Origin of the sequence: Bacillus sp. N12A5 (assembly GCF_026790125.1) — a bacterium.
Taxonomy (GTDB): Bacteria; Bacillota; Bacilli; order Bacillales; family Bacillaceae; genus Bacillus.
The window spans coordinates 1-25,592 of sequence record NZ_JALAMR010000009.1 but is presented as its reverse complement, the minus strand read 5'-3'; the positions used below and the strand labels follow the sequence as shown (position 1 = coordinate 25,592).

The window sequence follows — 25,592 nt, the reverse complement described above, 5'->3', positions numbered from 1 at the left end:
AGTTGGCTCTGTTGAAAACGAAAAAAATCAAATGGCTTGGCGCGTTCGCTATTGCCTTTGTCCTGCTGCTGAGCGGCTGTTCTCTGCCAGGGCTCGGCGGCGCTTCAGACGACACGATCAAAGTCGGGGCGCAAAGCATGACAGAATCAGAAATTGTAGCGAATATGATCGCACAGCTTATTGAACATGATACAGATTTGAATACCGCTTTAGTGAAAAACCTCGGGTCAAACTATGTTCAGCACCAAGCGATGCTGGGCGGTGACATTGATATTTCTGCCACGCGCTATTCCGGAACAGATTTAACAAGCACCCTCGGCAAGGAAGCAGAAAAAGATCCGAAAAAAGCGCTGAACATTGTGCAGAACGAATTTGAAAAGCGCTTTGCCTATAAATGGTTTGATTCCTACGGATTTGAGAACACATATGCCTTTACCGTAACAAAAAAGTTTGCGGAAAAGGAGCGTATCAACACCGTATCTGCCCTGAAGAAAAACGCTTCTCATTATAAATTAGGCGTCGATAATGCTTGGCTGAAACGGAAAGGCGACGGGTATAAAGGCTTTGTGAGCACATATGAATTTGAGTTCGGCACAACTTATCCGATGCAGATCGGGCTTGTCTATGACGCAGTCAAAAACGGAAAAATGGATGCTGTTCTGGCTTATTCAACGGATGGACGGATTAAAGCCTATGATCTCAAAATCTTAAAGGACGATAAGCGTTTTTTCCCGCCGTATGACTGTTCACCGGTGATTCCTGAAAAGGTGCTTAAGGAACATCCGGAGCTTGAAGGCGTGATCAATAAGCTGATCGGGCAAATTGATACGGAAACGATGCAGGAGCTTAACTACGAGGTGGATGGCAAGCTGAAGGAGCCGTCTGTCGTAGCGAAGGAATTTTTAGAGAAACATCATTATTTTGACTAAGAAAAGAGGTGGATCATATGGAGGTACTACAGCAGCTTGGCACTTACTATTCGCAAAACGGCAGCTACGTGCTGCAGGAGTTTTACCGCCATTTTCTGATGTCGGTGTACGGCGTTTTGTTTGCCGCCATTGTTGGGATTCCGCTCGGCATCCTGATAGCCAGATACAGAACATTAAGCGGATGGGTTTTTGCGGTGACGAACGTCATTCAAACCATCCCGGCTCTCGCCATGCTTGCCGTGCTGATGCTTGTCATGGGGCTGGGTGCTAATACAGTGATATTGTCATTATTTCTGTATTCTCTTCTGCCGATTATCAGAAATACGTATACAGGCATTATCAGCATTGAACATGCCTATTTGGAATCCGGAAAAGCGATGGGAATGACAAAATGTCAAGTGCTGCGGATGGTCGAGCTTCCGCTTGCGCTTTCTGTTATTATGGCCGGCCTCCGCACCGCGCTTGTCATCGCCATCGGCATTACAGCGATCGGGACATTTGTCGGTGCAGGCGGTCTCGGGGATATCATCGTCAGAGGATCAAATGCAACAAATGGAACCGCGATTATACTGGCGGGTGCAATCCCCACGGCTCTGATGGCGGTGATAGCCGATTTGGTGATGGGCTGGCTTGAACGCACGTTAAGCCCGATTAAAAAGAAAAAGAAGAAAAATCTGGCCGGCGCCGCATAAGAAAAAACGCCTTGTGAATGACAGGGCGTTTTTTTACGGCTTCGGCACATATTTAAAAATTTCTTCGCTTTCAAAAAACTCAATCAATCGCCCGAGCCAATTATAATAATCGAGCCATTCCTTTAGTTCCTTCAGCAGCTCATTGACTTTTTCTTCCGCTTCAGGAGTAAGCTCTTCGTCCAAGACGCTGAGCAGTTCCCGATTGAGTTTTTTATGCATCATTTTGTTCTTGCTGACGACTTTGCTCCAAGTGGCTGTAAACAGGGTAATAAACGTTTGGTAGTAATCCTGTTCGACCTCATATAAATCTTTTCGCACGCCCTTTTCGAACACCTTCTCGGCGATGTTGGCATCCAGCATTTCCCGCACAACCTGGCTCATGCGTGTTTTGCTCATGCCGGTCGCTTCGGAAAGTTCGGTCAGCGTCATCGGTTTTCGATTCATATAAATAATGCCCAGCACACGTCCGACGGTAGAGGGCATTCCAAATGCATGCATGTTTTCCGCGAGTCTTTCTATTAAATGGTCCTCAGCTTGTTCAATGATCGTTAACGGATCTTTCTCCAACGGTTTCAATCCTTTCAGCTAACAATTCCGATGTCAATATACCACATTTTTGATGCGGCGGAAATGCTGTAACAAGAGAATTTGGCAGGAAATTGGAGCAATAAGGAGATCATTACAGGTCAATGCAGGTAAATCAGCGTTTACACATACTTTATAAATAATATGAACAAATTGTAAACTTTTTATTTTATAAACTTTATTCTATAATGGGAACCATTCAATTGTCTGAAAAATTAAATACGAACTGAATGAATTGAATAAACTTAACTTTGGAGGTGCGATGTTTGCTGACATTAGAAAATGTCTCGAAAACATACAAGGGCGGCAAAAAAGCTGTGAACAACGTGAATCTTAAGATTGCAAAAGGCGAATTTATCTGTTTTATCGGCCCGAGCGGCTGCGGAAAAACGACAACAATGAAAATGATTAACCGATTAATTGAGCCTTCCGCCGGCAAGATTTTCATTGACGGCGAAAACATTATGGAACAGGACCCCGTAGAGCTTAGGCGTAAGATCGGCTATGTCATTCAGCAAATCGGCCTGTTTCCTCATATGACCATTCAGCAGAATATTTCACTTGTCCCCAAACTGCTGAATTGGCCGGAGCAGCAGCGGAAAGAACGGGCGCGGGAGCTTCTGAAATTAGTTGATATGGGGCCTGAATATTTAGACCGTTACCCTCATGAATTAAGCGGGGGACAGCAGCAGCGAATTGGTGTATTACGGGCACTTGCCGCGGAGCCACCGCTTATCTTAATGGATGAACCGTTTGGGGCACTTGACCCGATTACGAGGGATTCCCTTCAGGAAGAATTTAAAAAACTGCAAAAAACCTTACATAAAACCATCGTTTTTGTTACCCACGATATGGATGAAGCGATTAAACTGGCAGACCGGATTGTGATTTTAAAAGCGGGAGAAATCGTTCAAGTTGGAACACCCGATGACATTTTAAGAAATCCAGCTGATGAATTTGTCGAGGAATTTATCGGCAAGGAGCGGCTGATCGAGTCATCCAGCCCGGATGTTGAACGGGTTGATCAGATTATGAACACACAGCCTGTGACGATCACTGCGGATAAAACGCTTTCTGAAGCCATTCAGCTGATGAGGCAGGAGCGTGTCGATTCACTGCTTGTCGTCGATGACGGTCACGTTCTGCAGGGCTATGTAGATGTTGAAATCATTGATCAATCCCGGAAAAAAGCCAATCTCGTAGGAGAGGTTTTACATGAAGATCTTTATACAGTATTGGGCGGCACACTGCTAAGGGACACGGTCCGGAAAATTTTAAAACGGGGTGTTAAATATGTCCCTGTTGTGGATGAAGACCGGCGCTTAATTGGAATTGTGACGAGAGCGAGTCTGGTCGATATTGTGTATGACTCTATCTGGGGAGAAGAAAAGCAGCTCGCGGTATTGTCATAGGGAGGCGATAAGTTGTGAATCATATTGTTCAATTTTTGCAAACCAACGGGGACGAGCTCCTTTATAAAACATATGAGCATATCATGATATCGTTCATTGCTGTCATTTTGGGTGTGCTCGTTGCCGTACCCCTCGGGGTTGTGCTTACGAGAATGAAGAAGGGAGCCAGCACCATTATCGGCATCGTCAATATCATTCAGACGCTGCCGAGTCTGGCAATTCTTGCTATCTTTATTCCGCTCCTAGGTGTCGGAAAGGTTCCTGCCATCGCGGCTCTGTTTTTCTATTCCGTGTTGCCGATTCTCCGAAACACGTATACTGGCATTCGCGGCGTCAACAAAAATCTGCTCGAGTCTGGTAAAGGCATCGGAATGACACCGGCTGAACAAGTCCGCCTGGTGGAGCTGCCGCTTGCTGCGCCTGTTATCATGGCGGGAATCAGAACATCAACAATTTACTTAATCGGCTGGGCCACGCTTGCTTCCTTTATCGGAGGCGGCGGATTGGGTGATTACATTTTTATCGGCCTGAATTTATATCAGCCGGAATACATCATCGGAGGCGCGGCTCCCGTCACGATACTAGCGATTGTGATTGATTATGTGCTGGCGGTGACTGAACGAAAACTGACACCTGCCGGCATGCAAAGATTGAAGGAAGTTTCATAAGGAGGCGGCTCATGAAAAGAAACTATCACAAATGGATGATCGGTTTAATACTTGCAGCAATGCTGATGCTGAGCGGCTGTTCGCTTCCGGGTCTCAGCGCCGCTTCAGACCAGACCATTAAAATCGGCGCGCAGAGCATGAGCGAATCAGAAATCATCGCAAATATGCTTGGCCAGCTGATTGAACATCATACTGATCTCAAAACAACAACCATTAAAAATCTCGGCTCCAACGCGGTGCAGCAACAGGCCTTAATGAACGGGGAAATCGACATTGCCGCCACAAGATATACCGGCGATGCGCTGACAGGCACGCTGAGAATGGCACCAGAGAAGGATCCGGACAAAGCACTGGCATTAACACAGCAGGAGTTTAAAAAAAGATACGATTTAAAATGGTATGACTCCTATGGGTTTGATAATACATATGCTTTTACAGTCAGCAAGGAGCTAGCAGACAAATACCATTTAGAAACCGTATCAGACATTAAAAAATGGGCGACGCAATTAAAGCTGGGTGTCGATAACTATTGGATGAAGCTCAAGGGAAACGGCTATCAGGACTTTACGAAAACCTACGGCATGACATTCGGCGGCACGTATCCCATGCAGATCGGGCTTGTGTATGACGCGGTGAAAAGCGGAAAAATGGACATTGTCCTCGCGTATTCGACGGATGGAAGAATCAAGTCCTATGGCCTTAAAATGCTAAAGGATGATAAGCAATTTTTCCCGCCGTATGACTGCTCTCCGGTTGTGCCGGAACAAGTGCTCAAAGAACATCCTGAGCTTGAAGGCATCATCCGGAAAATGATCGGGAAAATCGACACAGCCACAATGCAGGAGCTTAACTATGAGGTCGACGGCAACTTAAAAGAACCGTCTGTCGTTGCCAAGGAATATTTAGAAAAGCATCATTACTTCGAATCGTGAAAGGGGGAAGTAGCCAATGAACGTGCTTGAACAGGTCATGACGTATTATGCGCAGAATGGCAGCTACGTTATGGAAGAATTCGCCCGGCACTTTCTCATGTCGGCTTACGGTGTTTTGTTTGCCGCTGCCGTCGGAGTTCCGGTCGGAATCCTCATTGCGCATTTTCGCCGTTTGTCAGCCTGGGTGTTCGCAGTAACAAACGTTATTCAGACAATCCCCGCGCTCGCCATGCTGGCCGTCTTGATGCTTGTCATGGGGCTCGGGGCAAATACGGTGATTGTGTCATTATTTCTGTATTCCCTTCTGCCGATTATCCGAAACACGTACACAGGCATAGTCAGCATTGAACATGCCTACTTAGAATCGGGAAAAGCGATGGGCATGACGAAATTCCAGGTTCTCCGGATGGTTGAGCTCCCGCTCGCGCTTTCTGTCATGATGGCGGGCTTGCGCACGGCTCTCGTCATTGCCATCGGGATTACGGCAATCGGTACATTTGTCGGCGCCGGAGGGCTCGGGGATATGATCGTCCGCGGATCAAACGCGGCAAACGGAACTGCAATTATTCTCGCGGGAGCAATACCGACTGCGGTCATGGCGGTTGCCGCTGATTTGCTAATGGCTTGGCTGGAGCGGGCATTAAGCCCGGTAAAGAAAAAAAGAACCAGAGCGAAACACGTTCAAACCGCTGCATAGAATAGAAAAAGAGGCTTGGATGACTCCAGCCTCTTTTTTTATCTAAATCGTAAACTGATCCATCTTCTCATGAAGCTCCTTCGCCAGCTGCTCAAGTTCTTCGGCATTTTGGAGCACTTGATCCATGGAATGGGCGGATTGCTCGGTAATGGAAAATGTTTCTTCAATGCCGGCAGCCGATTCTTCAGATACAGAAGCGATATTTTCAATCGATTGATTGATGGTGATCGATTGGTTTGTTAACCGCTTCAGGCCGTCCGTTACTTCCTTAATGCTGTCTGCAACGTGTGTGACGGACTGTTTGATATGCTGCATAGCCTGACCGGTGTCTGTCAGGTTTTCTGTTCCTTTTTCGACTTCTGTAAAGCTGCTTTCTAAGTATTTTAATTAATCGATGTGATTTCTTTGATACCGTCAATCCATTTCGTGTTGATTTCGTCTGTTTTTTGAATGATATGCTGCATATTAAAAGCGCCTATTCCGCCGACAAGTTAATTGATCAGGATCAGTATCAAAAATACCAGGCTGAATTTGCGGGAAATCGTCAGTCGCATATAAGTGGTCTCCTTTAAAATCGTAATGTGTGTGGATGTACTATATATCGGCTGAGAAATTGTTTTTTCACCTGGAAAATAAAAACGGCTCTTTTCTCGTCTTGGAGATCAGAACCGTTTTAGCAATCAGTCAAGAAAGGAAGGGTCAATCCATTCTGTCGCCCATTTTGAAATCTCACCTAAAATGGGAGCTAACGCCTTTCCTTTATCAGTCAAAGAATATTCGATGCGAACCGGAGTTTCAGGGATGACATCCCGCTTCACCACTCCTTCAAGCTCAAGTTCTTTCAGCCGTTCTGACAGAACTCTGCCGCTTAGATTTGGAAGTGCTGCTTCAATTTCGCTAAATCGCTGTGACCCGTTCAAGAGCTGAAATACGATTAAAGCGACCCAGCGTTTACTTAAGATGTCGACTGCCTTTTCAAATCTAGGACACATTTCTGATTGGTTCATACTTTTCACCTCGTCTGTCACTATTATAACGCAAATAACGAGGGAAGGTATGCAAGGGTGATTGATAAAATGAGAAGGAGAGACAGGGGATTACGAAGAAGAGGTGCGTTTTTTCGCTTCGGAAGCTAAAAAATCGAAGTATTTGCTGAGATTTTCAATATCCTGCTTTGATAGATGTTCCCATTTATGGCTGTTGAAAATCGGGAGGTGCTCCGCTCCGCGAGTGACAGCTGTCTGGTAAATGTCATAAATGGACTGATAGCTTTCCGAAGCCTCGCGGATTTCTTCTGGATAGGCTTGAATATGACCAGCGGCAGCCATCAGGTTTTCGTAGGGCACTTTCAGTACAGCCGCCAGTTTTTTGATGGTGGCAGGTTTGGGGGTGCCGCGCTTGCCGTTTTCAATTTTTGAAATGGTGGCCGAGCTGATGCCTGAGTACACCGCAAGCTGATTCACAGTCAGTTTGCGGGCGCGGCGCAGCTCTCGTAATTGCTGTCCGAATGGTGACATGGTGATTGCCTCACATTCCTGTCAGAGTTAGTCAACAGCAGACCGTTTTTTGGCTTCGTCTGAGATAAATGAAAAATAATGATCAAGCATGAGCAAATCTTCTTTATTGAGATATTGCCACTTTTCGTTCTTAAGAAGAGCAAGGTTTTTCAGGTCATAGGCCTCCGCTTTTTCAAGCAGCTTGCACTTCGTTTCATAAGGAGCCCTGTCTTCATGCACTTCCTCGATGTAACCGGCCTTATACATAAGCCCTTCATAAGGAATTTTTAAGGCCTCCGCCAGTTTTTTGATAGTGGCAGGTTTGGGAACGCCCCGTTTGCCGTTTTCGATTCTGGAGATCCCTGCGGCACTTACGCCTGAATAAGTTGCAAGCTGGTTGACTGTTAACTTTCGCTCTTCGCGCAATGCCCGCAATTGTTCGCCAAAGCTTTCCATATGTCTCACCCCGTCCCTCACTGTTACTCATATTTTAGTATGTTTATTGACTAAAGGGAATAGGTAAGCTGGAAATGTATTGACAAAAGTTAACATAAGCCGTAATGTAAAAGTATAGAAAAAGTTTTTTCAGGAACGGAAGGTGAGGAAAGTGCCAGTAGAAAAGATACAGATTAGACGCGATTATGTCTTGCAGTATATGGTCAATAACGATTATTCCCTTAATCAGCTTGCGCTGGAAATCGGAGTCTCACCCGCCACACTGAGCCGCGTGCTGAATGGAGAAAGACGGCCGGGGCAGCTAGTGATCGGTAAAATGCTTCATTATTTTAATTTGAAATTCGAGGATCTTTTTTACTACGATTTTATTGACAAAAGTCAATAAAGCAATAGAAAACGCAAGGTAACCAAGCGTTTTCTATCCCTAATCATGATGTGTCAGCACAAAACCTGTCACCAGTTCATTGCATGTTTTCCATTGTTTTGTCGGCAACTGATGCCCCTGATATTCCAATCTGAAAAATTCAGCATGGCTGCAAGCTTTACGGTAGTAGCCTGATGCTGGGAAGGTCCAGTCCCGCAGGCCGCCATACATAAACAGCATCGGCATGTGTAAATGGGGCAGCTGTCCAATGCAGTTATAGCTGAGCGAGTCCTGATAATATTGATGCCAAGGGGCTAGGTCTGCTTTTTTCATATGGCTTGTCAATATGTGCCGAAGCTCTTGATTTTTTGTGTGGCTGACGGCAAGGATTTTTATGAGCAACCCGGCGTTTTTTTCGAGCAGATACATCCCCGTTTTGTGTATCTTCTGTCCGATCAGGTTATGGACTACAGGATAAGCGCCTGACAGAACGAGGTGCGACACTTTGTCCGGGCGGGTGAAGCCGATGTGCTGCGCGATTAAGCCGCCGGCGGAATACCCAAATAAGACAGCCTTGTCAATGTGAAGAGCATCCATGAATTGCACGATCTCGTTTGCGTAATAGGAAATAGAAGCGGGCTCATCTGTGTGGTCACTGTCACCGTGGCCGCTTAAATCGGGAAAAATCACCCTGAAATGTTCGGAAAGAAGGCGCTGATAATAAAAAACCTTGCGTCCCATGCCCGGCGGGTGGATAAAGATGATAGGGATTCCCTGTCCATATTCTTCATAATAAAGATGTTTTCTGTTAACTATGCTGATCAGCGGCATCGTTTTTCTCCTTTTGGCCTTTTCCTAAATAGGGTAACCAAGATAATACGTCTTAACCCGCCATTTGGCGTCTGATACAGCGTGACATGCCAACCCTTTTCATGTAAAATAGAAGTAATGTAGGCCAGTGAGTCTGGAGGTGTAAGGGATGCACGCGGTTTTGATTACCTTATTGGTTATCGTCAGCATTGCACTTATTATTGTCGTTTTGCTTCAATCCAGTAAAAGTGCCGGATTATCTGGTGCGATTTCAGGTGGAGCGGAGCAGCTCTTCGGGAAACAAAAAGCAAGAGGTCTTGATTTGATTTTGCACCGCATCACGGTTGTGCTGGCAGTCTTGTTTTTCGTGTTAACGATTGCGCTTGCTTATATCCTATAGGGCAATGTTTGTATAAGGTCTGATGTGAAGTCAGGCCTTTTTCACGTTTCTGGATGATATTCAAAGTGTTTTTTTCTGATCAAACTGTGGAAAACTAAAATGATCGTGCAGATAGAAAGGGAGACATGAGCATGAAAGTTGTGACACCAAAACCATTTACATTTAAAGGCGGGGACAAAGCGGTGCTTTTGCTGCACGGCTTTACAGGAAATACAGCGGACGTACGAATGCTGGGACGTTATTTGAATGAGCGGGGCTATACTTGCCACGCGCCTCAATATGAAGGACACGGCGTTCCCCCTGAAGAACTGGTACATACAGGGCCTGAAGACTGGTGGAAAAACGTGATGGATGGCTATGAATACTTAAAATCTGAAGGCTATGAGAGCATTGCTGCCTGCGGACTGTCGCTTGGCGGGGTTTTTTCGCTGAAATTGGGTTACACTGTACCCATAAAGGGAATTGTTCCAATGTGCGCGCCAATGCATATTAAGAGTGAAGAAGTGATGTATCAGGGCGTCCTTTCATACGCTCGCAATTACAAAAAATTCGAGGGGAAAAGCCAGGAGCAAATTGAAGAGGAAATGAAGGAATTCGAAAAAACGCCGATGAACACCCTTAAGGCGCTGCAAGAATTAATTGCCGATGTGCGGAACAATGTCGATATGATTTATTCACCGACATTTGTGGTGCAGGCCCGTCATGATCACATGATTAATACAGAAAGCGCCAATATTATTTACAACGAAGTGGAAACTGACGATAAACAGCTGAAATGGTACGAGGAATCAGGCCATGTCATTACGCTTGACAAAGAACGTGACCTCGTCCATCAGGATGTGTATGAATTTTTAGAGAAGCTCGATTGGTAACCAACAGGAGGTCGGATAATGGAAAAAGAAGCATTTATGGAAAAGCTTCTCTCGTTTATGAAGGAAGAGGCGTACAAGCCTCTGACCGTTCAGGAACTTGAGGAGATGTTAAATATTACGGAAGCTGAGGAGTTTAAAGAGCTCGTCAAAGCGTTAGTCGCCTTGGAAGAAAAAGGGCTGATCGTACGGACGAGAAGCGACCGCTACGGCATTCCGGAGAAGATGAATTTAATAAAAGGAAAGATTTCAGCACATGCAAAAGGCTTCGCCTTTTTGCTGCCTGAGGATACGTCGTTAAGCGATGTGTTTATTCCGCCTACTGAGCTGAATACGGCAATGAACGGCGATATCGTCATGGTTCGTCTGAATTCACAGTCAAGCGGCTCCAGACAGGAAGGGACCGTCATCCGCATTTTAGAAAGAGCGATTCAGCGGGTTGTCGGTACGTATACAGAAACAAGAAACTTCGGCTTTGTCATTCCGGACGACAAAAAAATCACGAGTGACATCTTTATCCCGAAAAATGGGAAAAACGGAGCGGCGGAAGGGCACAAGGTTGTTGTCAAACTGACGAGCTATCCTGAAGGCCGCATGAACGCAGAAGGCGAGATTGAAACCATTCTCGGCCATAAAAATGATCCGGGCATTGATATTTTATCGGTCATTCATAAGCACGGCCTGCCGGGAGAATTTCCTGCTGACGCAATGGAACAGGCATCAAGTACGCCTGACACAATTGATGAAAAAGACCTGAAAGACCGCCGTGATCTCCGTGACCAGGTGATTGTCACCATTGATGGTGCGGACGCGAAGGATTTGGATGATGCAGTTACCGTGACGAAGCTTGATGATGGAAGCTACAAGCTCGGTGTTCACATTGCTGATGTCAGCCATTACGTAACCGAAAACTCTCCTATTGACAAAGAAGCGCTTGAAAGAGGGACGAGTGTGTATTTGGTTGACCGTGTCATCCCAATGATTCCGCACAGACTGTCAAACGGCATCTGCTCCTTAAATCCAAAGGTTGACCGCCTGACGCTTTCTTGTGAAATGACAATTAACAGTCAGGGTCAGGTGACGGAGCACGAGATCTTCCAAAGTGTTATCAAAACAACGGAAAGAATGACGTATTCAGATGTGAATAAAATTCTTGTTGACGATGACGAAGAACTGAAACAAAAATACGAGCCTCTCGTTCCGATGTTCAAAGACATGGAGCGCCTGGCTGAAATTCTGCGCGATAAGCGGATGAACCGCGGCGCCGTTGATTTTGATTTTAAAGAAGCCAAGGTGCTTGTCGATGACGAAGGAGCGGTTAAAGACGTTGTCATCAGAGAACGCTCTGTCGCCGAGAAGCTGATCGAAGAATTTATGCTTGTGGCGAACGAAACGGTAGCGGAGCACTTCCATTGGATGAACGTTCCGTTTATATACCGGATCCACGAAGAGCCGAACGCTGAAAAGCTGCAAAAGTTTTTAGAGTTTGTAACGACATTTGGCTATGTGGTGAAAGGAACGGCGGGAAATATTCATCCGCGCGCGCTGCAAAGCATTCTGGACGCTGTTCGTGACAGGCCAGAGGAAACAGTTATTTCAACTGTCATGCTCCGTTCGATGAAGCAGGCGAAATACGACCCGCAAAGCTTGGGGCACTTCGGTCTGTCAACGGAATTCTATACGCATTTCACATCGCCGATTCGCCGTTACCCTGACTTAATCGTTCACCGTTTGATCAGAACGTATTTAATCAACGGCAAGGTCGATGAAGCGACACAGGAAAAATGGGCTGAACGCCTGCCGGATATCGCCGAGCATACATCCTCAATGGAGCGCCGTGCAGTTGACGCCGAGCGTGAAACAGACGATCTGAAAAAAGCGGAATACATGCTTGATAAAATCGGTGAAGAGTTTGACGGCATGATCAGCTCTGTGACAAACTTCGGAATGTTCGTCGAACTGCCGAATACAATCGAAGGACTCGTTCACGTCAGCTTTATGACGGATGACTACTACCGCTTTGACGAACAGCATTTTGCAATGATCGGCGAGCGGACAGGCAACGTCTTCCGAATCGGGGATGAAATCACAGTCAAGGTCGTCGATGTCAATAAAGATGAGCGTAATATCGACTTTGAAATCGTCGGCATGAAGGGCACTCCGCGGCGTCCGAGAGAATTGGACAGCAGCCGGAGCAGAAAACGCGGAAAGCCTGCCAGAAAACGCGTTCAAAGCACCAATACGCCTGTTTCTCCAGCTCCGTCTGAGGAAAAAGGCGAGTGGTTCACTAAGCCGAAGAAGAAAAAGAAAAAACGCGGCTTCCAAAATGCGCCGAAACAGAAACGGAAAAAGAAGAAATAGCAGCTCAAACCAGCAAATAGGGCCGCAGTGCTCTATTTGCTTTCTTTCGGAACAGCTTTTCATTGTAGCGGTACGTGACATTTGGTAAAATAGAGCGTATCGCAAAAGGTGGACAGTTTTTCCTTAGAGAGAGGAGGTTCTGGCATGCCAAAAGGGTCAGGAAAAGTATTATCTCAAAATAAGAAAGCCAATCACGATTATTTTATAGAAGAAACCTATGAAACAGGCATCGTTCTGCAAGGAACCGAAATCAAATCGATTCGCGCCGGCCGTGTAAACCTTAAGGATTCCTTCGCCAAAATCGAACGGGGAGAAGTGTTTCTCCATAATATGCACGTCAGCCCGTATGAGCAGGGAAACCGCTATAACCACGATCCGCTCCGGACGAGAAAGCTGTTAATGCACCGCAAGGAGATTAATAAGCTGATCGGGTTAACAAAGGAAAAAGGCTATTCTCTCGTTCCGCTGAAGCTGTATTTGAAAAACGGCTTCGCCAAAGTGCTTCTCGGCCTTGGAAAAGGGAAGAAGAACTATGACAAACGGGAAGACCTGAAGCGCAAGGACGCGAAGCGGGAAATTGAAAGAGCGTTCAGAGACAGGCAAAAAGGCTTTTAAAGGCATAGTGCTTGATTCAAAAATCAGGCCTGTGCTATACTGTGTTCATGATCAGATCACGACGCCATTCATTTGAAGGATTTGACAATTGAAAAGAGCCGTGATCATGTTATAATAAGACTATAGCCAGTTTGAGTGAGAGCTTGATATTTTCTCCCGTATTTCCCTTATAACAAGGGGACGTTACGGATTCGACAGGGATGGATCGAGCTTGAGCTGCGAGCCGAGAGGCGATCTCGTAAACACGCACTTAAATATAACTGGCAAAACTAACAGTTTTAACCAAAACGTAGCATTAGCTGCCTAATAAACGCAGCGAGCTCTTCCTGACATTGCCTATGTGTCTGTGAAGAGCACATCCAAGTAGGCTACGCTTGCGTTCCCGTCTGAGAACGTAAGAAGAGATGAACAGACTAGCTCTCGGAAGGCCCGCCCGCAGGCAAGAAGATGAGTGAAACCATAAATATGCAGGCTACGCTCGTAGACGCTTAAGTAATCGATGTTTCTGGACGTGGGTTCGACTCCCACCGTCTCCATACATACTGACAATAAAGCAGAACCTCTTAAGGGGTTCTGCTTTATTTTTTCTCCGGACCACAGGCACCAAAAAGTGCGTACTACCATTTTAATCCCAGCTGTTTCATACTGATTGCAGAGCAGATGTTTCACCAATCGCGTTTCTGTCAATAAATAAGAAGAATCAAAAACGGAGGGATGAACAAATGAAGCTGAATTTACAAGGAAAAACCGCACTGGTGACTGGTTCGACATCGGGGATCGGAAAAGCCATTGCCTCTTCGTTAGCTGAAGAAGGCGCGGCAGTGATCATTAACGGGCGCCGGGAAGAAAAAGTGAATCAGACGATAAATGAATTAAAAACACAGTACGCTGAAGCCGTCCTATATCCGGCTGCATATGATCTGGGAACAGAAGAAGGCTGCAATAAGCTGTTTCAGGCATACCCAGAGGTTGATATTTTAATCAACAATTTAGGAATATTTGAACCGGCGGAGTACTTTGATATTCCCGATGATGAATGGTTCCGGTTTTTTGAAGTGAACATTATGAGCGGGGTAAGGCTCACACGCAGGTATTTGCACAACATGATAGAGAAAAAAGAAGGGCGTGTGATTTTTATTGCCAGTGAAGCGGCGATTATGCCGTCACAGGAAATGGCCCATTACAGTGCGACGAAAACGATGCAGCTGTCCATTTCCCGCAGTCTGGCGGAGCTGACGACCGGCACGAATGTCACGGTCAACACCGTCATGCCGGGCTCGACTTTAACAGAGGGGGTAGAAACCATGCTGAACTCGCTGTATCCTGGCGAAAACCTGACTGTTCAAGAAGCTGAGATTCGTTTTATGAAAGAAAACCGGCCGACATCCATTATTCAAAGACTGATCCGTCCGGAAGAAATTGCCCACTTCGTTACATTTTTAAGCAGCCCGCTTTCTTCCGCGATCAATGGCGCGGCGCTTCGGGCTGACGGCGGTTTGGTCCGCAGTGTCTTTTAAACCTCTCCCAAAAGGAGAGGTTTTTTTATAGTGTTATTCCTAATTAAATTGACATAATCAAAGTATCGGAAAAAAGCTGCCGAGCTGACGTATAGCAACTGGATCAAGCCGATTCAGGATGTAGAGTAAAACAGGCAGAGACGATGGTCTCTGTTTTTTTGAGGGCATCTATTGAGCAGCGAAGGTGTTTTTGGGGCATACTATGGCGAATCATCGGGAAAAGTCCTATACATTTATAGAAAAGGATTCTGTCAAATGAACAAAACTGCTGAGAACAAACAAAGAACCATGCCAAGTATCGTCAAGGATGCCTTCCGCATTCGTGCGAATCCATTTCCATGGAAAAAGGCGATCGGATCAGGCATCGCTTCCGGTTTTCCTGTGCTGATTGGCGCATTGGCGGGTCACACGGATTACGGTTTAATTGCAAGCATCGGGGGCTTTGTTTATTTGTATGCGGGCGGTGAATCGTATAAAAAGCGCGCTTTGAAGCTGCTCTTGGTCTCTATTGGGATCGCCCTCTCATTTGGATTAGGGACGCTTTTGTCCGGGGTGTTTTGGATGATGGCGGCTGTTCTGGGGCTGATCGGCGTAGCGGCGATGTTTATTTTTAGCGCGCTTGGTATACAAGGCCCGGCGCCAATGTTTTTTGTCCTTGCCTTTTTAGTCAGTTCCGGGCTGCCGGCCGATCCTTCACAAGCGCTGTTCAGAGCGGGACTGACGTTTCTTGGCGGCATTTTCGCCATGTGTATCGCTTTAATCGGCTGGTTATGGAACAAACATGGACCGGAGGAGGCTGTGCTGCAAAAAACGTATCATCAGCTGGCCGCATGTCTTTCTGCCGTCGGAACGCCAGGCTTTCATAACGCACAGCATCAGACGGTGCTTATGCTCAGAACAGCCCGTCAAACCATTCTCGGCAAAGGGAATAGGGGAAAAAAGTCGCAGCATGATGAACGCTTTTTCCGCCTGCTCGAAAAAGCTGACGACATATTCCTTGCCATTATTCATTTTTCGGCTGAAACGCCAGGCAGAGAGACAGCCCAGATTGAAAAGGTACTCCGTCAAGCAGGAGATGCACTGGGGCGTGTCCGCAGTTCCAGTGTGTTTCAGATCAAAGAGAATGAACCAGAGCCAAGCCGGAAGCTGCTTGAAGAAATCAATGAGGCTTTGCATATCGCTTCAGGACGAAACGATATGCAATTGGACCTGGAACCGAGCCGCCTGCCAGCCTCTTTTTACTTTTTGAGAAATGCCTTTGACTGGCAGTCTCCGGTTTTGATACGGGCGGTAAAGTACGGAATTGTACTGTTTGCCGCCGATCTGTTTGCCCTCGCATTCGGTTTTGCACGCTCCTATTGGATTCCGCTTTCGGCAGCAGCGGTCATGCTTGGCACCACTGTTGTCTTTACGCTGCACAGGGCCATTCAGCGTTCAGCCGGAACCGTAATTGGTGTTGGGCTGGCGGGCGCAATCCTGTTATGTAAGCCGGATGGTGTTTATATAGCGTTATGTATTGCAGTGCTGCAATGTCTTCTAGAGATGCTGATTGTCCGCAATTATGCACTGGCGGTTCCTTTTTTAACTGCTAATGCGCTGGTTATTACAGAAAGCATGCATGGCGGTGAGGACGTCGGCTATTTTATGCTAGCGAGGCTGACGGATGTCGCTGTCGGCAGCGTGATCGGGCTATTGGGAACAATGCTTTTGTGGAGAAGATTTTCAACGAAGCGGCTGCCAGAGCTGATGAGAGACGTGATCCGGCTGGAGGGGCAGTTTATGGAGAAGCTGTTATCAGGACAGAAAGCAGACGGACACAAATTAAGACTGAGCTTGGTCAGGCTTCGGGATGCGTATGACAAGGCGCTTGGGGAATTTCCTCATGCGAATGCGGAGGCGCTCTGGCCTGCCATCTCCGGCGTTCAGCACTTAGGGTATTATTTGCTTTCGGCCCAAGCACACCATCGTCCATCAGCACCGTTTTTCAAAGTAGAGATGGACCAGCTGAGAACGTTTTTTGAACAGGCTGAGCAGTCCGTTTTGATGAAAAGGAAGCCGGCTGACATTCAGGTGCCGCAAGTTTCATATTACCCGCGAATCAGCAAAGAGCTCTGCGCACTCTATTCCGGACTAAGGACAGCTTTTGAGAAGTGAGCCGTTTGGAAAAGTAAAATAATCTTTAATTCGAGATATTTTACTTGAAAGTAATTTTTAGTGCCCCTATAATAAAGAGTAAGAGAGACAGAATAATCATAATGCATCTGTATGATAATAATTGATGTGTGATTTTAAAAACGAAAGGGCTGGTAAAAATGGCAAAAGTATTGTATATCACTGCTCACCCGCATGATGAAGCTACTTCTTACAGTATGGCAACAGGTAAAGCATTTATCGAATCTTACAAAGAAGCGAATCCGAATGATGAAGTTGTACATATCGATTTGTACAAAGAAAACATCCCTCACATTGACGCGGATGTATTCAGCGGCTGGGGCAAGCTCCAGTCAGGCACAGGCTTTGAGGAGCTTTCTGAAAACGAAAAAGCGAAAGTGGGCCGTCTGGGAGAACTTAGCGATCAATTTGCTACTGCAGATAAGTATGTATTCGTTACTCCATTATGGAACTTCTCGTTCCCGCCAGTGATGAAAGCGTATCTCGATTCTGTAGCTGTTGCAGGAAAATCATTCAAATACACTGAACAAGGCCCTATCGGCTTGTTAACGGATAAAAAAGCAATTCATATCCAAGCGCGCGGCGGCTACTATTCAGAAGGCCCTGCGGCTGAAATGGAAATGGGGCATCGCTACATCGGCATCATGATGAACTTCTTCGGTGTACCATCATTTGAGGGCATTTTCGTAGAGGGACACAATGCGGAACCTGATAAAGCACAGCAAATCAAAGAAGACGCAATTGCGCGTGCGAAAGAAGCAGGAAAAACATTTTAATGAAAAAGCCTCCCCTTTACTTGGGGAGGCTTTGTTTATTGCTCCAGGATAATGGTTCGCTTTTCTTCACTGCTTTTCATCGCGGCTTCAATGATGCGGATGACATCAATTCCTTCCTCAGCGGTGACGGGCAGCGCGGCGCCTTCCCGTATGCTTTCCGCTATTTTGCGGTAATATGTAAGGTAGGAGCCATTTACTGATGGGATGGTTTCTGTTTTTTTGTCCGTGCCATGAACGGTTGTCAGTTGGCCGTAAAACTCCGGATCATCCGCTCCCCAGCTGTCATCCTCCGGTTTTCTTCCCGCTCTGAGTGCGTCTTCTTGTCCGTCAATTCCGTATTTGATAAAGCTTGAATGCTGTCCGTGGATTTGATAACGAGGGCCGTTTGCCGGAACAACCGAACCTCCGTACAGAATGGCTTGGAGTCTTCCGTAATCCAAAGTCAAATGAAAGTAGTCAACAGTTTCTGCATTTTCTCGCTGGGCCATCACGTTTGCTGTAACGGCTTTAGGCATCCCGAATAGGTGCAGGGCTTGGTCTATGATGTGGGAGCCGAGATCATACAGCGTACCAGTGGCAGCGCCTTCTTTTTCCCGCCACCGTTCTTGAACTTCAGGTCTGTAGCGGTCATAGGAAACTTGATATGTATGAATATCTTCAAGGGATCCGTCAGCGATCAGCTTTTTAATTGTTAAAAAGTCGTTATCCCAGCGCCGGTTATGATATACACTTAACAATACACCTTTTTCATCGGCAGCTTTCTTTAATGTCTCCCCTTCTTCGGCCGTCTCGGTCATCGGCTTTTCGATGACAACATGTTTTCCAGCCTCAATGCATGCCATAGCATGCTCATAATGAAGGCCGCTCGGGGTTGTGACAATAACGAGCTCAATATCTGGATCATTTGTGATTTCCTCAAGTTCATGTACAACTTCAGCATCCGCAAAATCCCGTTTCACTTCTTCTGTCCGGGATGTCATGACTTTACTGATGTGATACTGATCCAGAACAGCAAGCAGCGGCGCGTGAAAAACAGAACCGGACAGTCCGTACCCTAATATCCCAACCTTTATCGTATTCACTTTTCTTCTCCCCTTTAAAACGTTTTCATAAGAAATATATACCCTCCTGATCAAATGGTAAAACCTAACTGATTCATTTTTTTTGCAGAGGCATGCTTAGACAACAGTTTGGACAATCAGTATAATGGGAATTAGTATAAGAAACAGAGGTGTACGCATGGAAAAGCATAACGAACATAAAGCATTAAACCATAAAAGCTCGAAAGAAAAGGATCAAATCACAAACCGGCTGAAGCGGATAGAGGGCCAAGTCAGAGGCATTCAAAACATGGTGGAAAACGATAGATATTGTGTAGATATTCTTGTGCAGATTTCAGCTGTTCAGGCGGCAATGAAAAATGTGGCGCTTCAATTGCTTGAGGATCATGCCCATCATTGTGTAGCGGATGCCATCAAAAGCGGTGACGGGGAACAAGCCATTTCTGAGCTTTTAGACGTTTTTAAAAAGTTCACAAAATCATAAAGTCTTTTTTTATTGTAATACCCTACGGGGGTATGGTAGGATGGAAACAGAAAGATAAACAGGAGGAATTCAAATGGAACAAAAAACATTGCGGGTTGAAGGAATGTCTTGTCAGCACTGCGTCAAAGCAGTGGAAACGAGCGTAGGAGAACTGGACGGCGTCAGTGCTGTTCATGTCAATCTGGAAGCGGGAAAAGTCGATGTTTCGTTTGATGCTGGCAAAGTATCAGTCAAAGACATTGCGGATGCCATAGAAGATCAGGGCTATGATGTAGCTGATTGATTCAAGGTATCGCGCCTTTAGGGAGGCGCGATATTTCTTTCATTTTTATATACCCCCCTGGTGTATATAAAGGAGTGAGTATGTTGAGTGAACAAAAGGAAATCGCGATGCAGGTATCTGGAATGACCTGTGCGGCATGTGCCTCCAGAATTGAAAAAGGCCTGAAGCGGATGCCCGGAGTTACGGATGCCAATGTCAATCTGGCAACGGAAACATCAAATGTCACCTACGATCCTGCTGAAACAGGGGCTGAGGCGATTCAGGAAAAAATTGAAAAGCTAGGCTATCACGTCGTAACAGAAAAAGCTGAATTTGATATCGAAGGCATGACGTGTGCGGCCTGCGCCAATCGGATTGAAAAGCGGCTTAATAAAATAGAAGGCGTAACAAATGCTCCTGTAAACTTCGCTTTAGAAACGGTTACGGTCGAGTACAATCCGAAAGAAGCGTCTGTAGGCGATTTGAAAGAAGCAGTAGATAAGCTGGGATATAAGCTGCAGCTGAAGGGTGATGAGGAAGGTGAAGCGGCAGCTTCTAAAAAGAAAGAAGAACGGAAGCAAACGGCGAGACTGATCTTTTCAGCGGTCCTGTCATTTCCATTGCTTTGGGCGATGGTGAGCCATTTTACGTTCACATCGTTTATTTGGGTGCCGGATCTATTTCTCAATCCGTGGATGCAGTTTGCGCTGGCGACACCAGTTCAGTTTCTGATCGGATGGCCGTTTTATGCGGGTGCATATAAGGCGCTCAGAAATAAAAGCGCCAATATGGATGTATTGGTCGCACTCGGAACGACGGCTGCTTACACTTACAGCCTTTATCTTACCATCCAAAGCCTCGGTTCCCATGGATATACAGACGGTCTTTACTATGAAACAAGCGCGATTTTGCTGACGCTGATTTTATTAGGCAAGCTGTTTGAAACAAAGGCAAAAGGGCGTTCTTCTGATGCGATTAAAAAGCTGATGAAGCTTCAAGCGAAAACAGCGACTGTCGTCAGAGACGGACAGGAACAAATCATCCCGATAGACGAAGTGCTTGTCGATGATGTTGTTTACGTCAAACCGGGCGAACGAATTCCTGTCGACGGAGAGGTGGTGGAAGGCCGCTCGGCAGTTGATGAATCAATGATTACCGGAGAAAGCCTTCCTGTTGACAAAAATCCAGGTGACAGTGTGACAGGTGCAACCGTCAACTCTAACGGCTTTCTGAAAATCAAAGCTGTCAACGTCGGAAAGGATACCGCACTTTCCCATATCATCAAAATTGTTGAGGAAGCACAAGGATCAAAAGCGCCGATCCAGCGTCTCGCTGATCAGATCTCTGGCATTTTTGTGCCCATCGTCTTGGGGATTGCCGTTCTTACTTTCCTCATTTGGTATCTATGGGCGGCTCCCGGCGATTTTGCCGACGCGATCAGCAAGTTTATTGCCGTTCTCGTCATTGCCTGTCCTTGCGCTCTGGGTCTTGCCACTCCGACGAGCATAATGGCTGGATCTGGCCGCGCTGCTGAGTTTGGAATTCTCTTTAAAGGCGGCGAGCATTTAGAAAAAACACATCGTCTCGATACGATTGTTCTTGATAAAACCGGAACTGTGACAAACGGAAAGCCGCGACTGACAGATGCTATTCCGTTCGGCCGATTTGAAGAAACAGAACTGCTTCAATTTGCGGCGGCAGCTGAAACGGGATCGGAGCATCCGCTCGGCGAAGCGATTGTTGCCGGTGTAAAGGAAAAAGGGCTTGAAATACCAAAGCTGGCACGTTTTGAAGCGAAAATCGGCGCAGGCATTTTGGCTGAAGCCGGAGGCAAAACCGTTCTCGTCGGCACAAGAAAGTTAATGGAGAGCGAACAGGTGGAGCACAGGGCTCTTCTTGCCCAAATGGAAGAACTTGAGGGAGAAGGGAAAACGGTTATGCTTGTCTCCATTGATGGAGAAGCAGCAGGGCTTGTAGCGGTTGCCGATACAATAAAAGACACCTCTCGGGAGGCCGTGGCCCGTCTGAAAGAGTTGGGCCTGGATGTCATCATGATGACAGGTGACAACCGCAGAACTGCAGAAGCAATTGCGAAGGAAGCGGGGATTACAAGTGTCATTGCCGAAGTCCTTCCCGAACAAAAGGCAGCCGAAATTTCCCGCCTGCAGAAAGAAGGACGCCAGACGGCCATGGTAGGCGATGGAATTAACGATGCTCCGGCGCTTGCCACAGCCGATATCGGCATGGCAATTGGAACAGGCACGGACATTGCGATGGAAACAGCGGACATTACGCTAATTCGCGGAGATTTGAACAGCATTGCCGACGCCATTCGCATGAGCAGACTGACAATGAAAAACATTAAACAAAACTTATTCTGGGCGCTTGGCTACAACAGCCTCGGCATCCCAGTCGCAGCGCTCGGATTTTTAGCGCCATGGATAGCGGGAGCGGCAATGGCATTCAGCTCCGTTTCCGTTGTTCTGAATGCCCTGCGTCTGCAGAAAGTAAAATAAAAACCGGCCAAATGCCGGTTTTTGTTTTTCATTGACACTTTCTTGGGAAACGCCATATAATAGATGTAACCCATATATGAGTATGTGCTCATATATAAAAATTCATGACCAACACTCATTGATACGCTTTGAAGAGGGAAGCCTAAATCGGAAGGTAAGGTGAGACTAGTGAAACAGGAATACGTTCTGGACGGTTTGGATTGCAGCAATTGTGCCCAAAAAATCGAAAACGGAGTTAAAGGCATAAAAGGCATTGACGGATGCGCGGTTAATTTTGCAGCAAGCACCTTGACTGTCTCAGCCGATGGAAAAGAAGAGCAATGGGTCACCAGTAAGGTAGAGAAAAAGGTGAAATCAATCGATCCGCATGTAACGGTTCGCCAAAAGCATAAACAGAAATCAGCTGATGACGGCTATCGTCATCGAATGATCAAGATGCTGGTAAGGATGGCTGCGGCCGTCATACTCGGAGCAGCGGCATATGTCGTTCATTCCGAAACAATCGAATTTTTGCTTTTCCTCGCTGCCTATTTGATCATCGGCGGTGATATTGTCATCCGTGCAGTCAAAAACATGAGCCGCGGTCAGGTGTTTGATGAGCATTTCTTAATGGCTCTTGCCACAATTGGCGCTTTTCTGATTCAGCAATATCCTGAAGGCGTCGCCGTTATGCTGTTTTACCAAATTGGTGAGCTTTTTCAAGGAGCTGCGGTCAGCCGGTCCAGAAAATCAATCAGTGCGTTAATGGACATACGGCCTGATTACGCCAATGTCAAAACAGAGAACGGGATCGAACTGGTTTCTCCAGAGGATGTAAAGACAGGGGACATCATTGTGGTCAATCCGGGCGAAAGCATACCGCTTGACGGAAGGGTTGTGCAGGGATCAGCGATGGTTGATACGTCTGCTTTAACAGGTGAGTCCGTGCCGAGAAAAGCTGCAGAAGGACAAGATGTAATGTCAGGCTTTATCAATCAAAACGGCGTTCTGCACATTGAAGTCACAAAGGTCTACCAGGAATCTGCAGTATCAAAAATACTAGATTTGGTTCAGAATGCGAGCAGCCGTAAAGCCCGGACAGAAAACTTTATCACAAAGTTTGCCAAGTATTATACACCTGCGGTTGTGATCATCGCGGTTTTGCTGGCCTTTGTACCGCCACTGGTGGTTCCTGGCGCAGCGCTTTCCGATTGGGTGTACCGCGCGCTTATTTTCTTAGTGATTTCTTGCCCATGTGCGCTTGTCGTCTCAATTCCGCTCGGTTTCTTTGGCGGAATCGGAGCAGCCTCAAAGGCTGGAGTGCTTGTGAAGGGAAGCAATTATTTAGAGGCCTTGAATCAAGTGAAATACGCGGTGTTTGATAAAACAGGAACGTTAACTAAAGGCAGCTTTGAAGTGACACAAATCAAACCTGCGGAAGGATTTACAAAGGACAGATTACTTGAAGCGGTGGCATACGCTGAGCTTCATTCCCAGCATCCGATTGCAGAATCTGTACGTAAAGCTTACGGAAAAATGCTTTCCTCTGACGCCATAGAGTCATATGAGGAAATATCCGGCCACGGCATTTTTGCAAACGTAAACGGAACAGAAATCCTTGCTGGAAATAAGAAGCTTATGGAAAGAGAACAGATTGAGGGCGTCCCGGATGAAAGTGCTGGAACAATCGTACATGTTGCTGTTGATCAACGCTATGCCGGAGCAATCATCATAGCGGACGAAGTAAAAGAAGATGCGTCACAGGCGGTTGCCGACCTGAAGGCGCTTGGAATCAAGCATACAGTTATGCTGACAGGTGATTCGAAGCAGACAGGAGAAGCCGTTGGAAAACAGCTTGGCATCGATGAGGTATATGCAGAGCTGCTGCCGCAGGATAAAGTGGCGCGGGTCGAAGCATTGGAAGCAAAGCTTTCGCCAAACGAAAAACTTATTTTTGTCGGTGATGGCATCAATGATACGCCGGTTCTTGCGCGCGCGGATATTGGAGCAGCCATGGGAGGCCTTGGTTCTGACGCCGCGGTGGAAGCCGCAGACGTGGTGCTGATGACGGATCAGCCGTCAAAAATAGCGGAAGCGATTCGGATTGCGAAACGGACACGGCGAATCGTGTGGCAGAACATCGGCTTTGCGTTAGGTGTAAAAGCGATCTTTCTCATTCTCGGAGCATTTGGGATTGCGACGATGTGGGAGGCGGTTTTCTCAGATGTCGGTGTTACACTGCTCGCTGTAGCAAACGCCATGCGCGTTATGCGTCTCAAAAACAGATAAATTGTCGGAGAGAATTCATTTTTTCGGGGTTTTCTTATAGGCGCTTGTCTTGTTAAAATAAAGAAGTGGATCAATTGTGATCCGCTTCTTTTTTAATTTTAAAACGATGAGGTGTCGGAGTGAAAAAGAAACAGCAGTCTTCTGCGAAATTCGCGGTCATCCTTACAGTTGTGGTTGTTGTATTGTTAGCAGCCATTGTCATCATTAATAACAAAACGGAACAAGGCGATGAAGCGGTTTCCGGACAGCCGTCTATCAAAGGCCAGCCTGTGCTTGGCAAGGATGATGCACCGGTAACTGTAGTAGAATTTGGAGATTACAAATGTCCGTCTTGCAAGGTGTTTAACAGTGACATCTTTCCAAAGATACAAAAAGACTTTATTGATAAGGGCGATGTGAAATTTTCATTTGTGAACGTCATGTTCCACGGAACAGGCTCAAGATTAGCGGCTCTTGCTTCAGAAGAAGTATGGAAAGAAGACCCTGACTCTTTCTGGGCATTCCATGAAAAGCTGTTTGAAAAACAGCCGGACACAGAACAGGAATGGGTGACCCCAGCCGTTCTTGGTGATCTTGCAAAAAGCACCACAAAGATAAAACCTGAGACGCTCAAGGAGAATCTTGATAAGGAAACATTTGCTTCTCAAGTGGAAAAGGACTCTGACCTTAATCAAAAAATGAACATAAACGCAACACCGACGATTTACGTCAATGATAAAGTGATCAAAAATTTTGCGGATTATAATGAAATCAAAGAAACAATAGAAAAAGAGCTGAAAGGGAAGTAATCATATGAAAAATAGAATTGTATTTTTATATGCTTCCTGGGTTGTGGCTCTTGTCGCTATGCTGGGCAGCCTGTATTTCAGTGAAATCAGAAAGTTCATTCCATGTGAACTGTGCTGGTACCAGCGTATACTCATGTATCCGCTCGTCCTGATTTTAGGCATCGCCACCTTTCAAGGTGACACACGCGTGAAAAAATATGTGCTCCCAATGGCGATTATCGGGGCATTTATTTCGATCATGCACTACTTAGAGCAAAAAGTGCCCGGCTTTACCGGCATTAAGCCGTGTGTAAGCGGCGTGCCGTGCTCAGGCCAATATATTAACTGGTTTGGTTTTATTACCATTCCATTCCTGGCCCTGATTGCTTTTATCCTGATTATCGTTTTTATGTGCCTGCTGAAAGGCGAAAAATCTGAATGACAAAAAAAGCGCCCGCAGTATGGGGACTGACCCCATAAGAT

Annotated in this window: 26 protein-coding genes, 1 other RNA gene and 1 pseudogene; 21 read left to right on the top strand and 7 right to left on the bottom strand. The window is 46.3% G+C overall.

Annotated elements, in window-relative coordinates:
* Positions 1-11 precede the first annotated feature (11 nt).
* Together opuCC and opuCD are read left to right on the top strand one after the other, a co-directional pair.
* Positions 12-929 (top strand): osmoprotectant ABC transporter substrate-binding lipoprotein OpuCC, encoded by a 918-nt coding sequence (opuCC, locus tag MOC09_RS11720; RefSeq protein WP_268370579.1) that lies wholly within the window; start codon positions 12-14, stop codon positions 927-929.
* A gap of 17 nt (positions 930-946) precedes the next feature.
* Positions 947-1,621, top strand: a complete 675-nt coding sequence (gene opuCD / locus MOC09_RS11715) for a glycine betaine/carnitine/choline/choline sulfate ABC transporter permease OpuCD (protein ID WP_268360896.1) — start codon at positions 947-949, stop codon at positions 1,619-1,621.
* A gap of 33 nt (positions 1,622-1,654) precedes the next feature.
* Here the strand turns inward: opuCD and MOC09_RS11710 are convergent, their stop codons facing one another.
* Positions 1,655-2,188: a GbsR/MarR family transcriptional regulator gene (locus tag MOC09_RS11710; RefSeq protein ID WP_268360895.1), complete on the bottom strand. Its 534-nt coding sequence runs from the start codon at positions 2,186-2,188 to the stop codon at positions 1,655-1,657.
* A gap of 284 nt (positions 2,189-2,472) precedes the next feature.
* Between MOC09_RS11710 and opuBA the strand changes: the two genes are divergently transcribed.
* Genes opuBA through opuBD form a run of 4 tightly spaced genes read left to right on the top strand, consistent with a single transcriptional unit; the run spans position 2,473 to position 5,915 of the window.
* On the top strand, positions 2,473-3,618 hold the full coding sequence (opuBA, locus tag MOC09_RS11705) for a choline ABC transporter ATP-binding protein OpuBA (RefSeq protein WP_268370577.1): 1,146 nt from the start codon (positions 2,473-2,475) through the stop codon (positions 3,616-3,618).
* A gap of 14 nt (positions 3,619-3,632) precedes the next feature.
* A complete protein-coding gene (gene opuBB, locus MOC09_RS11700) occupies positions 3,633-4,286 on the top strand; it encodes a choline ABC transporter permease OpuBB (RefSeq protein WP_268360891.1) in 654 nt (217 codons plus the stop codon).
* 11 nt (positions 4,287-4,297) lie between these two features.
* Positions 4,298-5,218, top strand: a complete 921-nt coding sequence (gene opuBC, locus MOC09_RS11695) for a choline ABC transporter substrate-binding lipoprotein OpuBC (protein WP_268360889.1) — start codon at positions 4,298-4,300, stop codon at positions 5,216-5,218.
* A gap of 16 nt (positions 5,219-5,234) precedes the next feature.
* A complete protein-coding gene (opuBD, locus tag MOC09_RS11690; protein ID WP_268370576.1) occupies positions 5,235-5,915 on the top strand; it encodes a choline ABC transporter permease OpuBD in 681 nt (226 codons plus the stop codon).
* A gap of 42 nt (positions 5,916-5,957) precedes the next feature.
* Here the strand turns inward: opuBD and MOC09_RS11685 are convergent.
* The 4 genes and pseudogenes from MOC09_RS11685 to rghR all read right to left on the bottom strand — a co-directional run.
* Positions 5,958-6,302, bottom strand: a pseudogene (locus MOC09_RS11685) (methyl-accepting chemotaxis protein); the annotation flags it as partial.
* A 293-nt stretch (positions 6,303-6,595) separates the two neighbouring features.
* Positions 6,596-6,922 (bottom strand): catDE operon transcriptional regulator CatR, encoded by a 327-nt coding sequence (catR, locus tag MOC09_RS11680; protein ID WP_003242888.1) that lies wholly within the window; start codon positions 6,920-6,922, stop codon positions 6,596-6,598.
* Between the two features lie 90 nt (positions 6,923-7,012).
* A complete protein-coding gene (locus MOC09_RS11675; RefSeq protein WP_268370574.1) occupies positions 7,013-7,432 on the bottom strand; it encodes a helix-turn-helix domain-containing protein in 420 nt (139 codons plus the stop codon).
* Between the two features lie 27 nt (positions 7,433-7,459).
* Positions 7,460-7,867 carry a transcriptional repressor RghR gene (rghR, locus tag MOC09_RS11670; protein ID WP_268361724.1) on the bottom strand — a complete coding sequence of 136 codons (408 nt, stop codon included), beginning with the start codon at positions 7,865-7,867 and terminating at the stop codon, positions 7,460-7,462.
* 151 nt (positions 7,868-8,018) lie between these two features.
* Here rghR and MOC09_RS11665 point away from each other — a divergent pair, with 151 nt between their 5' ends.
* The gene (locus MOC09_RS11665; RefSeq protein WP_003220031.1) at positions 8,019-8,252 is read left to right on the top strand and encodes a helix-turn-helix domain-containing protein; all 234 of its coding nucleotides are present in this window, start codon (positions 8,019-8,021) and stop codon (positions 8,250-8,252) included.
* Between the two features lie 39 nt (positions 8,253-8,291).
* Here MOC09_RS11665 and MOC09_RS11660 read toward each other — a convergent pair whose 3' ends face one another.
* Positions 8,292-9,062 (bottom strand): alpha/beta fold hydrolase, encoded by a 771-nt coding sequence (locus MOC09_RS11660; protein WP_268370572.1) that lies wholly within the window; start codon positions 9,060-9,062, stop codon positions 8,292-8,294.
* Positions 9,063-9,210: 148 nt separating this feature from the next.
* Between MOC09_RS11660 and secG the strand changes: the two genes are divergently transcribed.
* The 8 genes from secG to azoRB all read left to right on the top strand — a co-directional run bounded on the left by secG (position 9,211) and on the right by azoRB (position 17,751).
* Entirely contained in the window at positions 9,211-9,441 is a 231-nt protein-coding gene (gene secG / locus MOC09_RS11655) for a preprotein translocase subunit SecG (protein WP_003220028.1), read from the top strand.
* A 131-nt stretch (positions 9,442-9,572) separates the two neighbouring features.
* The gene (locus tag MOC09_RS11650; RefSeq protein ID WP_268361720.1) at positions 9,573-10,313 is read left to right on the top strand and encodes an alpha/beta hydrolase; all 741 of its coding nucleotides are present in this window, start codon (positions 9,573-9,575) and stop codon (positions 10,311-10,313) included.
* 18 nt (positions 10,314-10,331) lie between these two features.
* The gene (gene rnr / locus MOC09_RS11645; protein WP_268361717.1) at positions 10,332-12,671 is read left to right on the top strand and encodes a ribonuclease R; all 2,340 of its coding nucleotides are present in this window, start codon (positions 10,332-10,334) and stop codon (positions 12,669-12,671) included.
* A gap of 144 nt (positions 12,672-12,815) precedes the next feature.
* A complete protein-coding gene (gene smpB, locus MOC09_RS11640; protein WP_268361714.1) occupies positions 12,816-13,286 on the top strand; it encodes an SsrA-binding protein in 471 nt (156 codons plus the stop codon).
* Positions 13,287-13,462: 176 nt separating this feature from the next.
* Positions 13,463-13,825: a transfer-messenger RNA gene (gene ssrA, locus MOC09_RS11635) on the top strand.
* Between the two features lie 183 nt (positions 13,826-14,008).
* Positions 14,009-14,803 (top strand): SDR family NAD(P)-dependent oxidoreductase, encoded by a 795-nt coding sequence (locus MOC09_RS11630; protein ID WP_268361713.1) that lies wholly within the window; start codon positions 14,009-14,011, stop codon positions 14,801-14,803.
* A 255-nt stretch (positions 14,804-15,058) separates the two neighbouring features.
* A complete protein-coding gene (locus MOC09_RS11625; protein WP_268370570.1) occupies positions 15,059-16,957 on the top strand; it encodes an FUSC family protein in 1,899 nt (632 codons plus the stop codon).
* A gap of 158 nt (positions 16,958-17,115) precedes the next feature.
* Entirely contained in the window at positions 17,116-17,751 is a 636-nt protein-coding gene (gene azoRB / locus MOC09_RS11620; protein ID WP_268361709.1) for an FMN-dependent NADH-azoreductase AzoRB, read from the top strand.
* A gap of 35 nt (positions 17,752-17,786) precedes the next feature.
* Here the strand turns inward: azoRB and MOC09_RS11615 are convergent, their stop codons facing one another.
* On the bottom strand, positions 17,787-18,869 hold the full coding sequence (locus MOC09_RS11615; protein ID WP_268370766.1) for an oxidoreductase: 1,083 nt from the start codon (positions 18,867-18,869) through the stop codon (positions 17,787-17,789).
* Between the two features lie 121 nt (positions 18,870-18,990).
* Between MOC09_RS11615 and csoR the strand changes: the two genes are divergently transcribed.
* The 6 genes from csoR to MOC09_RS11585 all read left to right on the top strand — a co-directional run bounded on the left by csoR (position 18,991) and on the right by MOC09_RS11585 (position 25,551).
* The gene (gene csoR, locus MOC09_RS11610) at positions 18,991-19,296 is read left to right on the top strand and encodes a copper-sensing transcriptional repressor CsoR (protein WP_003220011.1); all 306 of its coding nucleotides are present in this window, start codon (positions 18,991-18,993) and stop codon (positions 19,294-19,296) included.
* 73 nt (positions 19,297-19,369) lie between these two features.
* Positions 19,370-19,579, top strand: a complete 210-nt coding sequence (gene copZ / locus MOC09_RS11605) for a copper chaperone CopZ (protein WP_268361707.1) — start codon at positions 19,370-19,372, stop codon at positions 19,577-19,579.
* Between the two features lie 83 nt (positions 19,580-19,662).
* Complete coding sequence (gene copA / locus MOC09_RS11600; protein WP_268370568.1) at positions 19,663-22,074, top strand: copper-exporting P-type ATPase CopA; 2,412 nt, start codon at positions 19,663-19,665, stop codon at positions 22,072-22,074.
* A gap of 159 nt (positions 22,075-22,233) precedes the next feature.
* Positions 22,234-24,342 (top strand): heavy metal translocating P-type ATPase, encoded by a 2,109-nt coding sequence (locus MOC09_RS11595; RefSeq protein ID WP_268370567.1) that lies wholly within the window; start codon positions 22,234-22,236, stop codon positions 24,340-24,342.
* A gap of 119 nt (positions 24,343-24,461) precedes the next feature.
* Positions 24,462-25,130 (top strand): disulfide bond formation protein BdbD, encoded by a 669-nt coding sequence (gene bdbD / locus MOC09_RS11590; protein ID WP_268370565.1) that lies wholly within the window; start codon positions 24,462-24,464, stop codon positions 25,128-25,130.
* 4 nt (positions 25,131-25,134) lie between these two features.
* Complete coding sequence (locus MOC09_RS11585) at positions 25,135-25,551, top strand: disulfide oxidoreductase (RefSeq protein ID WP_003235152.1); 417 nt, start codon at positions 25,135-25,137, stop codon at positions 25,549-25,551.
* The last annotated feature ends 41 nt before the right edge of the window (positions 25,552-25,592 follow it).

Excerpts from the sequence above, each read along its gene's own strand:
- smpB (WP_268361714.1), top strand. The coding sequence starts at position 12,816 with ATGCCAAAAGGGTCAGGAAAAGTATTATCTCAAAATAAGAAAGCCAAT.
- rnr (WP_268361717.1), top strand. The coding sequence starts at position 10,332 with ATGGAAAAAGAAGCATTTATGGAAAAGCTTCTCTCGTTTATGAAGGAA.
- MOC09_RS11660 (WP_268370572.1), bottom strand. The coding sequence starts at position 9,062 with ATGCCGCTGATCAGCATAGTTAACAGAAAACATCTTTATTATGAAGAA.
- MOC09_RS11625 (WP_268370570.1), top strand. The coding sequence starts at position 15,059 with ATGAACAAAACTGCTGAGAACAAACAAAGAACCATGCCAAGTATCGTC.
- MOC09_RS11630 (WP_268361713.1), top strand. The coding sequence starts at position 14,009 with ATGAAGCTGAATTTACAAGGAAAAACCGCACTGGTGACTGGTTCGACA.
- rghR (WP_268361724.1), bottom strand. The coding sequence starts at position 7,867 with ATGGAAAGCTTTGGCGAACAATTGCGGGCATTGCGCGAAGAGCGAAAG.
- secG (WP_003220028.1), top strand. The coding sequence starts at position 9,211 with ATGCACGCGGTTTTGATTACCTTATTGGTTATCGTCAGCATTGCACTT.
- csoR (WP_003220011.1), top strand. The coding sequence starts at position 18,991 with ATGGAAAAGCATAACGAACATAAAGCATTAAACCATAAAAGCTCGAAA.
- opuBD (WP_268370576.1), top strand. The coding sequence starts at position 5,235 with ATGAACGTGCTTGAACAGGTCATGACGTATTATGCGCAGAATGGCAGC.
- opuCD (WP_268360896.1), top strand. The coding sequence starts at position 947 with ATGGAGGTACTACAGCAGCTTGGCACTTACTATTCGCAAAACGGCAGC.
- azoRB (WP_268361709.1), top strand. The coding sequence starts at position 17,116 with ATGGCAAAAGTATTGTATATCACTGCTCACCCGCATGATGAAGCTACT.
- copZ (WP_268361707.1), top strand. The coding sequence starts at position 19,370 with ATGGAACAAAAAACATTGCGGGTTGAAGGAATGTCTTGTCAGCACTGC.
- MOC09_RS11675 (WP_268370574.1), bottom strand. The coding sequence starts at position 7,432 with ATGTCACCATTCGGACAGCAATTACGAGAGCTGCGCCGCGCCCGCAAA.
- catR (WP_003242888.1), bottom strand. The coding sequence starts at position 6,922 with ATGAACCAATCAGAAATGTGTCCTAGATTTGAAAAGGCAGTCGACATC.
- opuBC (WP_268360889.1), top strand. The coding sequence starts at position 4,298 with ATGAAAAGAAACTATCACAAATGGATGATCGGTTTAATACTTGCAGCA.
- MOC09_RS11585 (WP_003235152.1), top strand. The coding sequence starts at position 25,135 with ATGAAAAATAGAATTGTATTTTTATATGCTTCCTGGGTTGTGGCTCTT.
- MOC09_RS11650 (WP_268361720.1), top strand. The coding sequence starts at position 9,573 with ATGAAAGTTGTGACACCAAAACCATTTACATTTAAAGGCGGGGACAAA.